The sequence below is a fragment of the Motiliproteus sediminis genome (genome assembly GCF_017912535.1).
Lineage (GTDB): Bacteria > Pseudomonadota > Gammaproteobacteria > Pseudomonadales > Balneatricaceae > Motiliproteus > Motiliproteus sediminis.
This window is the reverse complement of sequence record NZ_JAERQK010000007.1, coordinates 94,382-107,583: the sequence shown is the minus strand read 5'-3', so window position 1 is coordinate 107,583 and position 13,202 is coordinate 94,382. Positions and strand designations below refer to the sequence as shown.

Below are 13,202 nucleotides of genomic sequence, written 5' to 3'. Positions count from 1 at the left end.
GGCGCTCGAGACAATGAAGCTTTCTGTATCAGAGTGGTTTAAATCCGGTGCACCCTGGGTCTGGCTGACCGGTGCGGCGGTGGCCATCAACGTCATCATGGTGGTCGGCCTGTTGTTGCTGATCGCAGTGCGTGGACTGGGCCACTTCTGGCCCCATCCGATTATTGAGGCCAGTTACTTCGAACGCGACGGCTCCCGTCAGATCATTGCGGGCGAAATCGCCGACAGCGCCGAAGCCCCCGCCGAGCAACTGCGTGGTGCCGGTATCGAAGTTGCCGACGGCGTCGACAGCGTGACCCGTCTGCTGCTCAAGGTCGGTAACCGCGACGTCTATGGCAGCGACTTCCGCTGGGTGCTGGAAGACAAGCTGGCGGATATTCAACACCCGGGGCAGCTGTTCGTGGCCGAGCGCCGCGAGTGGGGCAACTTCTACGGTTACCTGCGCGAACTGAAGCAGGGCGGCGTATTGGTCGGTCAGGTGGACGGCCGTGACGAGCGCGCTTACGAGCGACTCTGGGCCGACCTGGAGCAACGGATCGAGCGGGCGCTGGATATCCACGCCCAGATCGCCCGGATCGAGAAGCACGATATCGGTGCCATCAACTACGATATCGAACGGCTGCGCTTGCGCGAACGGGCGCTGCAGCTTAAGGATGAACTCGATGCGGCGGCCCAGGCCGACATCGCGGCCGAACGTGACCAGCTTGCCGCCGATTACAAGGTGCTGGAGAATCGCCTGGTCGAGCTCTACGGCCTGATCAGCCGCGATGCGCTGGTGGCCGAGGTGGCGGGAGGGCGCACGCTGGAGATCCCGCTCAAGAATATCGTCCATGCCTATCGCCCCAACACCATGAGCCTGCTCGAAAAGATCGGGTTCTACTTCGGCAAGATCTGGGAGTTCATGACCGACGAGCCGCGCGAGGCGAACACCGAAGGCGGGGTGTTCCCGGCGATATTCGGTACCGTGCTGATGGTGATCCTGATGTCGATTCTGGTAACCCCGTTCGGCGTGGTGGCGGCGGTCTACCTGCGTGAGTACGCCAAGCAGGGGCCGTTGACCCGCCTGATTCGCATCGCAGTGAACAATCTGGCCGGGGTACCCTCTATTGTGTACGGGGTGTTCGGTCTCGGCTTCTTTATCTACTTTCTGGGTAGCAACATCGACCAGCTGTTCTTCCCCGAGGCACTGCCGGCACCAACCTTTGGTACCCCCGGCCTGATGTGGGCATCCATCACCCTGGCGCTGCTGACGGTGCCGGTGGTGATCGTGGCCACCGAAGAGGGGTTGGCGCGGATACCGCGCTCGGTGCGCGAGGGCAGCCTGGCGCTGGGCGCCACTAAGGCGGAAACCCTGTGGAAGGTGGTGCTGCCGATGGCCAGTCCGGCGATGATGACCGGGGTGATTCTGGCTATCGCCCGTGCCGCGGGTGAAGTAGCGCCGTTGATGCTGGTGGGTGTGGTCAAGCTGGCCCCCTCGCTGCCGCTGGATGGGAACTACCCCTTCCTGCACCTGGACCAGAAATTTATGCATCTGGGCTTCCACATCTACGACGTCGGCTTCCAGAGCCCCAACGTCGAAGCCGCACGGCCGCTGGTCTACGCCACCGCGCTGCTGCTGGTGGCAGTGATCGCCCTGCTCAACCTCTCCGCGGTGGCGATTCGTAATCGCCTGCGGGAAAAGTACAAAGCGCTTGAGCACTGATCGCCTTCGATCCGCTCAAGCCACGCTCAAACTGATAGGTAGCTCAACATGACATTGGTAGCCTCCGACACTGAAAACAGCTCTGCAAAGCCGACCCAGGGTGTCAGCCTGAACGCTCTGCCCCAGGGGCAGGAAAAACGCGACATGGCCAACGAGACCATCGCCCTGCAGGTGCGCGACCTTGATCTTTACTACGGTGACAAGCGCGCCCTCAACAAGATCAACATGGATATACCGCAGAACCGCGTCACCGCCTTCATCGGCCCGTCCGGTTGCGGTAAATCCACCCTGCTGCGCTGCTTCAACCGCATGAACGATCTGGTCGACGGCTGCCGCATCGAGGGCAAGATCCTGCTCGACGACAACAACATCTACGACCGCAACGTAGAGGTTGCTGACCTGCGCCGGCGCGTAGGCATGGTGTTCCAGAAGCCCAACCCCTTCCCCAAAAGCATTTACGAAAACGTGGCCTACGGCTTACGAATTCAGGGAGTAAAAAAGAAGCGGGTACTGGATGAAACCGTCGAGTGGGCGCTCCGCTCCGCGGCACTGTGGGATGAGGTCAAGGACCGTCTGCACGAAAGCGCGCTGGGGATGTCCGGCGGTCAGCAGCAGCGTCTGGTGATCGCACGCACCGTGGCGGTGAAGCCCGAAGTGCTGCTGCTGGACGAGCCTGCTTCGGCGCTGGACCCGATCTCGACCCTCAAGATCGAGGAGCTGATCCACGAGCTCAAGAACGACTTCACCATCGTGATCGTGACCCACAACATGCAACAGGCCGCGCGGGTGTCCGACTACACCGCGTTCATGTACATGGGCGACCTGATCGAACATGGCGCCACCGATACGCTGTTTACCACCCCCAGTAAGAAGCAGACCGAAGACTACATCACCGGTCGTTACGGCTAAGAGGACGATTGATCATGGCTTTCAACAAGGACGCCCACAGCGACCACATTTCGCAACAGTTCAATCAGGAGCTGGAAGCGATCAAGACCCACATGATGACCATGGGCGGCTTGGTCGAAAAGCAACTCTCTGACGCCATTCAGGGACTACTGGAGGGCAACAGCGAACTGGGTGAGCAGGCACGCAAGAACGATAAGGTGACCAACGAATGGGAACTGAATATCGAAGAGCAGTGCACCAACATCATCGCCCGTCGCCAGCCGGCGGCCAGCGACCTGCGCCTGATCATCGCCATCAGCCGCGCGGTCAACGATCTGGAGCGGATTGGCGACGAAGCAGCCAGGATCGGCAAGCTGGCGGTATCACTGTCTGAATCCGGCGAAACCCAGCGTGGCTATTCCGAAGTTCGTCACATCAGCTCACTGGTGCGCGGCATGCTGCATGACTCCCTCAACGCCTTTACCCGCTACGATACCGATCTGGCCTATCAGGTGGCGTCCAAGGACAAAGAGGTCGATGAAGAGTACACCAGCGCCATGCGTTCCCTGGCGACTTACATGATGGAAGATCCCCGTGCCATTACCCGCACTCTCAACGTGATCTGGGTGCTGCGCAGCTTGGAGCGGGTGGGTGACCACTCGCGCAATATCTGCCAGCACCTGATCTATCTGGTCAAAGGGGTTAACGTCAGCCACAGTACCCTCAAGCAGCTGAAAAGCACCATCGAGCAGTAACCCGGCGGCAGATCAGAGCCACAAAAAAAGGAGCCTTTTGGCTCCTTTTTTGTAACCGTTTACGGGCTTAATTGCAGGCGTCTTTAAGCGCCTTACCCGGTTTGAAAGCCACGCTGTTGCTGGCCGGGATATCCATCACTGCGCCGGTCTGCGGGTTCTTGCCCTTGCGCGCCGCGCGATGGCGCTGGCTGAAGGTACCAAATCCGATCAACGAAACAGATTCACCTCGGGACAACGCATCAGTCACGCTGTCGGTGAGGGCATTCAATGCATCCTGCGCTTCACGTTTGGTCAGGGATGCGGATTCGGCGATCGCCGCCACCAGTTCTGCCTTCTGCATAGTCACTCCTTTATCCTTATGGGTCCTCGGCTGGGTCGAGCCATTAAATCAGCCCCACCGGCTAAAATAAAGCGCTTGGTCCGTTTATTTACCCGCGACTCCCCGGTTGCAACCCGCAGGTGAATATCGCATCCTTGCCGCCTCTGAATCCCGAGGAGCCTGTTCGTGCCGGTTAGACAATCGCTCACCGCGAGCCCTCTCAACACCCGCTGGCGCAGTTACCGCCGCGTACCCAGTACCCGCCTGCCACGACGCTGGCGCGGCTGGCTGCTGGACCCCGGTTCTCTGACCCAGCGTCTGGTCGACAAAAGCGCGGGCTGTTTTCGGGTTGAACTGCAGTTTCAGGGCTGGGCCAAGCCAACCCTGTCGGAAGCGCGGGCGCTGAAACTGGACCCGCGCCAGCAAGCGCTGGTGCGCGAAGTGCGCCTGATCGGCTGTGAGCAGGACTGGGTCTACGCGCGCAGCATTATCCCCGCCAGCACTCTCACCGGCCCTCAGCGCAAACTTCGCCAACTGGGCAACCAATCGCTCGGCTCACTGCTATTCAACGACCCGCGCATGCGGCGTGGACCGATCGAAACCACCGAACTGCAACTGCCCGGTCTTGGCCAGCGCGCCTGCGCGCGGCGGTCGGTGTTCCTTCTGGGCGGCAAGCCGCTGCTGGTGAGCGAGGTTTTCCTGCCGCACCTGCTGCGGGTACAATAACCCCTTTGCTTGCTCAGGGTTTCTGATTCGATGGAGTTCATCCGCCGCCTCGACAGCGATCGTTTACACGCCTATCTGCAGTTAACCCGCCTCGACAAACCGATCGGCGTCTATTTGCTGTTATGGCCGACCCTGTGGGCATTGTGGGTCGCCGCGGAGGGCTTTCCGCCGCTGCATCTGCTAGTTATCTTCGTCGCCGGCGTGGTGGTGATGCGTGCCGCAGGCTGCGTGATCAATGACTACGCCGACCGTCACTTTGATGGCCACGTAAAACGGACTCAGCAACGCCCGTTACCGGCCGGACGGGTTAGCGAACGCGAGGCGCTGACCCTGTTTGCCGGGCTGGTCGCGATCGCCTTTGTGCTGGTGCTGTTTACCAATACCACGACAGTGTTGCTCTCCTTCGGCGGGGTCGCACTGGCCGCCAGCTACCCGTTCATGAAGCGCTATACCCACTACCCTCAAGTGGTACTGGGAGCCGCGTTTTCCTGGGGTATATTGATGGCGTTCACTGCCACCACCGGCGAACTGCCGCGTCACGCCTGGCTGATCTACATCGCCAACCTGCTCTGGACTGTGGCTTACGATACCCTTTATGCGATGGTTGACCGGGACGATGACCTCAAGATCGGGATCAAGTCCACCGCCGTACTGCTCGGCGATGCCGACCGGCTGGCGGTCGGCGTGCTCCAGGGGCTGACCCTGGTGACACTGATCCTGCTCGGCAACCAGCTCGACGCCGGCTTGGCCTATTATGCGGGTCTTGCCGCTGCCGCGGGCCTGTTCGGCTGGCAACAGTGGCAGATCCGTCAGCGTGATCGCGACGCCTGTTTCAGCGCCTTTCTTAACAACCACTGGGTCGGCAGCGCCATCTTCGCCGGCCTGTTCATGGATACCCTGTTTCGGATCTGACCCCCTCTTGTCACCCAACTGTAACAATCTAAGGTTGTAATACAGTCTTAATGGAAAAGACACAGAGGATAGGGTTTCGATGACCGGAAAGCGCGTACTGATCGTCGACGACGAAGCACCGATTCGAGAGATGCTCAGCCTGGCGTTAGAGATGGCCGGCTATCAATGCATTGAGGCGGAAAACGCCCAGCAAGGCCACGCGGCGGTGGTGGATGACCGCCCCGATCTGATCCTGCTCGACTGGATGATGCCGGGCACCAGCGGAATCGAGCTGGCACGCCGGCTGAAACGTGACGAGCTGACGGCCTCCATCCCCATCATCATGCTGACCGCCAAGGGTGACGAGGATAACAAGGTACTGGGGCTGGAAGCCGGTGCCGACGACTACATCACCAAACCCTTTTCTCCCCGTGAGCTGGTGGCACGCCTGAAGGCGGTGCTGCGGCGGACCGCCCCCGAGGGTGATGATGCCCGCATTGAGGTCAACGGCCTGGTGCTGGATCCCGTTTCCCACCGAGTAAACGCCAACGGCGAACCACTGGAGATGGGGCCGACCGAATTCAAGCTATTGAGCTTCTTTATGACGCATCAAGACCGCGCCTTCTCCCGCAGCCAACTGCTGGATTACGTCTGGGGCGGCAATGTCTACGTTGAAGAGCGCACCGTAGACGTACATATCCGGCGTTTGCGCAAGGCGCTAGGTGACAATCACGCGCCCTTGGTTCAGACTGTTCGCGGCATGGGTTACCGTTTTTCCAGTCAAACCGCATAGGTCTTACATTCCGTGTATCTGTCCCAGCAGCTGAAGCGCCTGGCGCTGCTCGTTACTGCCGCTATGGCCCTGGGGTGGTTGCTCGGTTATCCCTTCGTCGCGCTGTCACTGGCCCTGCTGACCCTGCTGGCCAAATCGATCTATCAGCAGCAGCGCCTGCTGCACTGGCTGAAGAAAGATGACGGCAGTGAAGTGCCGGAGGCCAGCGGTAGCTGGGAAGATATCTACGACAGCCTCTATCACCGGCTCAAGGGCCACCGCCAGCGAGAAGCCCAGCTTAAATCGGTCATCGATCGTATCCAGGAATCCACCCAGGCGCTGCGCGACGGCGTAGTAATGATCGATTCCAATGGCGAAATCGACTGGTGGAACCGCGCCGCCACTCGCATGCTGGGGCTGAAACGCCCCGATGACGTCGGCCAGGCGATCACCAACCTGATTCGTGATCCGCGCTTCATCCGCTACTTTGACCAACGCGATTACACCGATCCGCTCGAACTTCCAGCCACCGCCAACCGGCAGCTGCAACTGCAGTTTACCCTGACCGAATTCGGCCGCTCCGAACGTTTGATGCTGATCCGCGATGTCAGCCGCCTGCACGCACTGGAACGGATGCGCCGCGACTTCGTCGGCAACGCCTCCCACGAGCTGCGCACCCCGTTAACGGTGATCCGCGGCTATCTTGAAACCCTGCAAGACCAGTGCGATGAGCTGCCGTTGTTCAAGCGAGCATTGTTGCAGATGGAGGGGCAGGCCAAACGCATGGGCAGTCTGGTGAACGATATGCTGATGCTGACCCGGCTGGAAACCACCGACAGCCTGCTGGATTCTTCGCCTGTCGATGTGGGCCAGCTACTGCGAGAAGTTCATGGCGAAGCGCAACTGCTGGCGCAGGAGCGCGGCCACCAGATCACGCTGGAGATCGACGAGCGCTACCTGCTGATGGGTCAGGAGCGGGAGCTGTTCAGCGCCTTTTCCAATCTGGTCATGAACGCCATCAAGTACACTCCGGACGCCGGCACCATCAGAGTCAATTGGTGGGTAGATGATCAGGGGGGGCATTTCAGCGTCAGTGACTCGGGCATCGGAATCGACGCCCACCACATCAGCCGCTTGACCGAACGCTTTTACCGCGTCGACGATGGCCGCTCGCGGGCGCAAGGGGGGACCGGGCTCGGCCTTGCCATCGTCAAGCACGTGCTGATCCGCCATGCCGCACGACTGGAGGTCGACAGCACTCCCAACGTCGGCAGCACCTTCAGCTGCCACTTCCCCGCACACCAGCTACGACCACTGGAGCAGTCTAGCGCCGGCTGATGTCGGTCCCGGCGCTCTCGCTGGCCGCATACTCCTCGACCCAGAACAGGGTCGCACCGGCAACAGCTGCCGGCATGATCAGCAGATTCACCACCGGCACCATCAATCCGGCCGACACCAGGCCACCAAAGCCCAATGCCCCCAACCGGCGGCTTTTCAGCAGTTGACGCATGCGGCCAAAGCTGACCTGATTGTTATCCATCGGATAGTCGCAATACTGAATCGCCATCATCCAGGCACCGAACAGAAACCACAGCAAGGGTGCCAGCAGCTGTACGCCGGGAATCAGGGTGATCAGCAGCAGCACCAGCAGCCGCGGCAGATAGTAGGCCAGCTTGGCCGCCTCCCGCGCCAATGTGCGCGGCACCAAAGCCAGCACCGCACGCCAACCGCTGTCACTATTGATTGCGCCCCGGCGGCGCTCCTCCACCTTCTCCGCCAGCAACCCGTTGAACGGCGCGGCGATGAAGTTCGCCACCAGGCCAAAACTGAAGTAGACCAGCACCAACACCAGCAGCGCAAACAGCGGCCAAAGCAGCCAGTCCAGAAACGAGAGCCAGTCCGGTATCAGGCTGAGCCAGTAATCAACCCACTGGCCAAACTGCTCAGTCAGTAACCAGATGGCACCGGTAAACAGCGAAATGTTGATCAGTAGCGGCACGATCACAAAAGGCCTCAGCCCCGGCTCGGTCAGCAGGGAAAAACCACGCAGCAGATAAGCTGCGCCGCGAAACGGATTACCACCCATAAAAACAGCGACTCCTTGGCCACAAAACCAGCGCCAGAGTGTAGCAGGTGTCAGCGACGACTTCAGGCTGGCGAGCCGGCGCGCAGCGATCTATCCTGACAACTCTCTGCCACTGATGGAGGCCCCCGATGAAAGCGGTTCGTTTGCACCAGTTTGCCTTGCAGGACGCGCTCCGCGTCGAGCAGCTCGCGGAAACCCTGCCGGGCCCAGGCGAGCTGCGGGTGCGGATAGCGGCCGCCGGAGTTAACCCCATCGATTGGAAAACCTGCGCCGGCGGTGGTGCCGCCCCCTTTATTGGAGAGCTGCCCTGGATCCCAGGCTGGGAGTGCGCCGGAGTCGTCGACGCCGTTGGCGAAGGTGTCAGTGGCTGGCAGCGGGGAGACCGGGCTATGGGACTGCTGAACTTCCCCCAAGCCGGCAACTGTTATGCCGAGCAGGTCTGCGCACCCGCCGACCAGTGGGCCGAAGTGCCGCCCCCCGTGAGCCTGGTTGACGCCGGCGGCCTGCCGCTGGCCGGGCTGACCGCATGGCAGGCGCTATTCGAACAGGCCGGGCTGCAGCCCGGTGAGCGTGTCCTGATTCTGGCCGCCGCGGGCGGCGTGGGCCACCTGGCGCTGCAATTGGCACGCGCCCACGGCGCCATACCTATCGGCACCGCCTCGGCCACTAACCACCCCTGGCTGACCGAGCTGGGTTGCCAGCAATGCATCGATTACCATCAGCCCGATGCGCTGTCACAGCTTGAGCCGGTGGCGGTGCTGATCGACTGTGTCGGCGGCGACAGCGCCATTGCCGCGCTGACAGCCGTGGCTGCCGGAGGCCGTGTAGTGACCTTGCCGACCATCACCGCGGATCAGGTGATAGCCGCCGGCATCGAGCAGGGGCTTCAGGTAACGGGAATGCGGGTCAGGCCGGATGCGAAGCAGTTGGAACAACTGGCACAGCTGGCGGCCGAGGACCGGTTGAAGCTGCGGGTGGAGTGCTGTTTCGAGCTGGATCAGGTGGCCAAGGCCCATGCGCTGAGCCAAAGCGGCCACGCCCAGGGTAAACTGCTGCTGACCCCCTGAGCCGGATCAGTCGTCGATACTGATACCGATATTGCTGACGCCATCGTTGGCGGCCAACTGCCGAAGCTGGTCAACCAGCGCTGCATCGCCGCTGGTGCCGGCCAGCAGCTGCTCCAGCAACTGCTGCTGCAGCGCTTCCTCCTGCACCATCAACTCGTGGGTGTTGATGTAACGCACCAGCTCTTCGTCGGACAGCTCCGGCTCGGCGGTCAGCTCCAGAAAGGTATCGACGCAAGCCATGGACACCTGCGCAACGCCGCCCGCTTCTTCAAACGACGGCTCCTCCTGCTGGGCAAACGCCGCGTGCAGGCAGACACAGAAATCCAGCGCCGGCTGAACGCCATAGAAATCGAAATCGTCCGGGTCCGGGGTGATGGTTTCCAGCTTTTCCAGCTGGGTTTCGACGTTCAGCGAACCGGTGCGATTGGCAAGCCGCTCCCACAGTTTATCGAGCTGGCGCCGTGCTTGGTCCGCGTCGCCCCAATCGGTAACTTCGGTGAACAGCTGGTAGTTGGGGTACTGCCGTTCCGCCAGCGCCGTGGTAAACAGCGTCAGTTGCCACGGGTCCAGACTTTCCAGACGATTACAGAGTTCGCTCAGTTCCACGGAGTGCTCCCGGTTGATGGTTGCGGCTATTCTACGTCAATCAAAGGGATGGCGTCAGCAAACTGAGCGGCGCGAGCGCTTTCAGCTCGCCAGCGCAGCGGCGCTTAAAAAGGCCAGAGAGACCAGCCGCTTTCCAGTCGTTCGCGGCATTTGCCCAACTGGGCGCGGTAACGCGCAGCGTTGTTGTCGACCTTCTTCGCCACCTGAACCAACCAAGCTTTCTGATTGTAGGTCTTGCGCTTAAAACCACCGTGGCCTTCATGATAGGCCAGATACTGGTTGCGGGCGTCCCACTTGCTGATGCCCAACATCTGGTAGCTCATGGAGCCGTACCAGCCGATAAAGTCCACCGCGTCAGCAAAGTCGTCGCGGTCGGCGCCCCAGTTACCGGTTTTCTGGCGGTACCAGTCCCAGGTTTCATCTTTCACCTGAGCGTACCCGTAAGCGGAGGATTTACGCCCCCAGGGAATAAAGCCGAGCAGATAGTCTTTCGGCGGACGGGCGTCGTACTGGAACTTGGACTCCTGATGCACGATCGCGAGCTGGACGTGAATCGGCACGCCCCACTTCTCGAAGCTGTCCTTGGTTGCCTCGTACCAATCGTCCTTGTCGTAGAAAATCTCGCAGCTGTTGCTGATATTACTGGGCGGCGCAGTCGCACAACCGCTCAGCAGCAGTGTGACGGCAATCAGGGCGGCAAAAAGAGCTGGTGGCAGTCTCATCAGAGGATTGAGGGCCCGACGGGCCCCCGTTGTCCACTCGGTTACTGGTGGTACTGAGCGCTAAGCTCATGCACCGCGTCAACGAAGATGCCGGCGTTCTCTGGGTCGACAAACTGGTGGATACCGTGGCCCAGGTTGAACACGTGACCGGGGTTGCTACCAAAGCGTGCCAGGATATCGGCCACCTCGGCGCGGATACGGTCAGCACCGGCGTAGAGCACGCTGGGGTCCATATTGCCCTGAATGGCCACCTGGCCACCTACCCGCGCACGGGCGTCGTCGATGTTGGTGGTCCAGTCGAGGCCCAGTGCGTCGGTGCCGGTCGCAGCGATCTTCTCCAACCACTGACCGCCGTTCTTGGTGAACAGAATCACCGGCACCTGACGGCCCTCATGTTCGCGGATTAGCCCTTTGACGATCTGGTTCATGTACTTGAGCGAGAACTCCTCGTAGCAGGGGCCACTCAGCACACCACCCCAGGTATCAAAGATCTGTACCGCCTGGGCGCCGCTCTTGATCTGCTCATTCAGGTAAGCGGTAACCGTCTGCGCCAGCTTGTCGAGCAGCTGGTGCATCACCGCCGGGGTTTCATACATCATCCGCTTGATATGGCGGAAGTCCTTGGTGGAGCCGCCCTCAACCATGTAGGTGGCCAGCGTCCAGGGACTACCGGAGAAGCCGATCAGCGGCACCCGACCGTTAAGTTCGCGGCGAATGGTTTTGACCGCGTTCATCACGTAGTCGAGATCACTGCTTACATCCGGAATCGGCAGCGCATCCACATCCTGCTCGCTGCGAATAATCTTCTTGAACTTGGGCCCTTCGCCAGTCTCGAAGTAAAGCCCCAGACCCATGGCATCAGGAATGGTGAGAATGTCGGAGAACAGAATCGCCGCGTCCAGCGCATAGCGCTCCAGCGGCTGGATAGTCACTTCACAGGCAAAGTCGGCGTTCTTGCACAGGCTCATGAAGTCGCCAGCGGTAGCGCGGGTAGCCCGGTATTCCGGCAGGTAACGGCCAGCCTGACGCATCATCCATACGGGGGTGACATCTACCGGTTGGCGCAGCAGGGCTCGTAGAAAACGATCATTCTTCAGTTCAGACATGATGTACTCGGTCGCTCAGATCAAATCAGCGCCCAGTATAAAGGCACTGCCAAAAAAAAGGCACGGTTAGCCGTGCCTCAGGGGTAGAAATTGCAGGGCTATTCGCACTGCTGCGGTTAGACCTCGAGGTAATCCATGATCCCGTCGGCCGCCCGACGGCCCTCGTCAATCGCGGTCACCACCAGGTCAGACCCGCGCACCATATCGCCACCGGCAAACACCTTGGGATTGCTGGTCTGGAAGGCGCAGGCGCCATCTTCCGGCGCGATCACGCGGCCACCCTCGTCAAGCTTGATATCAAACTGTTCAAACCAGGGCGCAGGGCTGGGGCGGAATCCGAACGCCACCAGTACCGCATCGGCGGGCACGACCTCTTCGCTGCCTTCAACCACTTCTGGGCGACGGCGGCCATTGGCATCCGGCTCGCCCAGCGCGGTGGTCACCAGTTTGATACCGGTCACCTTGCCGTTTTCACCCACCACCTCAACCGGCTGACGGTTAAACAGGAACTTGACCCCCTCCTCTTTGGAGTTGGCCACTTCCTTGCGCGAGCCGGGCATGTTGGCCTCGTCACGACGATAGGCACAGTGGACGCTCTTGGCGCCCTGACGGATAGAGGTGCGGTTACAGTCCATGGCGGTGTCACCACCACCCAGAACCACGACCCGCTTACCCTTCATATCAACAAAATCGGCCGGATCTTTCTCGTAACCCAGGCAGTGGTTGACGTTGGAGATCAGGAACGGCAGCGCGTCATAGACGCCATCAAGGTCTTCACCGGGGAAGCCGCCCTTCATGTAGGTGTAGGTGCCCATTCCCAGGAACACGGCATCGTATTCGGCCAGCAGACTATCGAAGCTGACGTCCTTGCCCACCTCGGTGTTGAGGCGGAATTCGATCCCCATCCCTTCCAGCAGTTCGCGGCGACGCTTGATAACGCTCTTCTCCAGCTTGAACTCGGGAATACCAAAGGTCAGCAGGCCGCCGATCTCCGGATGACGGTCAAACACCACCGCGCTGACGCCGTTGCGCGCCAGCACATCGGCACAGGCGATGCCTGCGGGGCCGGCTCCGATCACCGCTACCCGTTTGCCGGTCGGTACCACGTTGGAGAGGTCCGGCTTCCAGCCCATGGCGATGGCGGTGTCGGTAATGTACTTCTCCACCGAACCGATGGTAACCGCACCAAATCCGCCCTGATTGAGGGTACAGGAGCCTTCACAGAGGCGGTCCTGCGGGCAGACCCGGCCGCACACTTCCGGCAGCGAATTGGTCTGGTGCGACAGCTCGACCGCTTCAAGGATATTGCCCTCGGAAACCAGCTTCAGCCAGTTGGGAATATAGTTGTGAACCGGGCACTTCCACTCGCAGTAGGGGTTACCGCACTCCAGGCAGCGATGAGCCTGAGAAGCCGCGGTTTCCGGTTCGAACGAGCCGTAAATCTCGGCAAACTCTTTCTTGCGAATGCGTGCGGGCACCTTCTTGGGGTCTTGACGCTTGACCTCGACGAACTGAAAGTCGTTTTGCAGGCGATCACTCATTACACCTAATCCTCTTTCAAT

General features: G+C 60.7%; 14 protein-coding genes. 8 read left to right on the top strand and 6 right to left on the bottom strand.

The window, feature by feature from the left end:
- Positions 1-13 precede the first annotated feature (13 nt).
- The 3 genes from pstA to phoU all read left to right on the top strand — a co-directional run bounded on the left by pstA (position 14) and on the right by phoU (position 3,345).
- Positions 14-1,702, top strand: a complete 1,689-nt coding sequence (gene pstA / locus JJQ76_RS12985) for a phosphate ABC transporter permease PstA (protein ID WP_210397285.1) — start codon at positions 14-16, stop codon at positions 1,700-1,702.
- A gap of 144 nt (positions 1,703-1,846) precedes the next feature.
- Entirely contained in the window at positions 1,847-2,611 is a 765-nt protein-coding gene (gene pstB, locus JJQ76_RS12980) for a phosphate ABC transporter ATP-binding protein PstB (RefSeq protein ID WP_246480801.1), read from the top strand.
- A 14-nt stretch (positions 2,612-2,625) separates the two neighbouring features.
- Positions 2,626-3,345: a phosphate signaling complex protein PhoU gene (gene phoU, locus JJQ76_RS12975; RefSeq protein ID WP_210397283.1), complete on the top strand. Its 720-nt coding sequence runs from the start codon at positions 2,626-2,628 to the stop codon at positions 3,343-3,345.
- A gap of 67 nt (positions 3,346-3,412) precedes the next feature.
- On the opposite strand, the gene JJQ76_RS12970 is transcribed toward phoU, so the two are convergent.
- Complete coding sequence (locus tag JJQ76_RS12970; RefSeq protein WP_210397282.1) at positions 3,413-3,685, bottom strand: HU family DNA-binding protein; 273 nt, start codon at positions 3,683-3,685, stop codon at positions 3,413-3,415.
- A 165-nt stretch (positions 3,686-3,850) separates the two neighbouring features.
- Between JJQ76_RS12970 and JJQ76_RS12965 the strand changes: the two genes are divergently transcribed.
- The 4 genes from JJQ76_RS12965 (at position 3,851) to phoR (ending at position 7,391) form a co-directional block, all read left to right on the top strand.
- Positions 3,851-4,390: a chorismate--pyruvate lyase family protein gene (locus JJQ76_RS12965; RefSeq protein WP_210397281.1), complete on the top strand. Its 540-nt coding sequence runs from the start codon at positions 3,851-3,853 to the stop codon at positions 4,388-4,390.
- Positions 4,391-4,420: 30 nt separating this feature from the next.
- Positions 4,421-5,302 (top strand): 4-hydroxybenzoate octaprenyltransferase, encoded by an 882-nt coding sequence (gene ubiA / locus JJQ76_RS12960; protein WP_210397280.1) that lies wholly within the window; start codon positions 4,421-4,423, stop codon positions 5,300-5,302.
- 79 nt (positions 5,303-5,381) lie between these two features.
- Positions 5,382-6,074, top strand: coding sequence for a phosphate regulon transcriptional regulator PhoB (gene phoB, locus JJQ76_RS12955; protein WP_210397279.1), 693 nt, complete (start codon positions 5,382-5,384; stop codon positions 6,072-6,074).
- A 12-nt stretch (positions 6,075-6,086) separates the two neighbouring features.
- Positions 6,087-7,391, top strand: a complete 1,305-nt coding sequence (phoR, locus tag JJQ76_RS12950; RefSeq protein WP_343232537.1) for a phosphate regulon sensor histidine kinase PhoR — start codon at positions 6,087-6,089, stop codon at positions 7,389-7,391.
- Here the strand turns inward: phoR and cysZ are convergent.
- Complete coding sequence (gene cysZ, locus JJQ76_RS12945) at positions 7,378-8,139, bottom strand: sulfate transporter CysZ (protein ID WP_210397278.1); 762 nt, start codon at positions 8,137-8,139, stop codon at positions 7,378-7,380. The genes phoR and cysZ overlap by 14 nt on opposite strands.
- A gap of 128 nt (positions 8,140-8,267) precedes the next feature.
- On the opposite strand from cysZ, the gene JJQ76_RS12940 reads away from it, so the two are divergent.
- Entirely contained in the window at positions 8,268-9,206 is a 939-nt protein-coding gene (locus JJQ76_RS12940; protein ID WP_210397277.1) for an NADP-dependent oxidoreductase, read from the top strand.
- Between the two features lie 6 nt (positions 9,207-9,212).
- On the opposite strand, the gene JJQ76_RS12935 is transcribed toward JJQ76_RS12940, so the two are convergent.
- The 4 genes from JJQ76_RS12935 to JJQ76_RS12920 all read right to left on the bottom strand — a co-directional run bounded on the left by JJQ76_RS12935 (position 9,213) and on the right by JJQ76_RS12920 (position 13,181).
- Positions 9,213-9,812: a YjaG family protein gene (locus JJQ76_RS12935; RefSeq protein WP_210397276.1), complete on the bottom strand. Its 600-nt coding sequence runs from the start codon at positions 9,810-9,812 to the stop codon at positions 9,213-9,215.
- Positions 9,813-9,916: 104 nt separating this feature from the next.
- Positions 9,917-10,534 (bottom strand): transglycosylase SLT domain-containing protein, encoded by a 618-nt coding sequence (locus JJQ76_RS12930; protein ID WP_210397275.1) that lies wholly within the window; start codon positions 10,532-10,534, stop codon positions 9,917-9,919.
- Between the two features lie 41 nt (positions 10,535-10,575).
- Positions 10,576-11,640 carry a uroporphyrinogen decarboxylase gene (hemE, locus tag JJQ76_RS12925; protein WP_210397274.1) on the bottom strand — a complete coding sequence of 355 codons (1,065 nt, stop codon included), beginning with the start codon at positions 11,638-11,640 and terminating at the stop codon, positions 10,576-10,578.
- A gap of 116 nt (positions 11,641-11,756) precedes the next feature.
- Positions 11,757-13,181: an FAD-dependent oxidoreductase gene (locus JJQ76_RS12920; protein ID WP_210397273.1), complete on the bottom strand. Its 1,425-nt coding sequence runs from the start codon at positions 13,179-13,181 to the stop codon at positions 11,757-11,759.
- Positions 13,182-13,202: the final 21 nt, after the last annotated feature.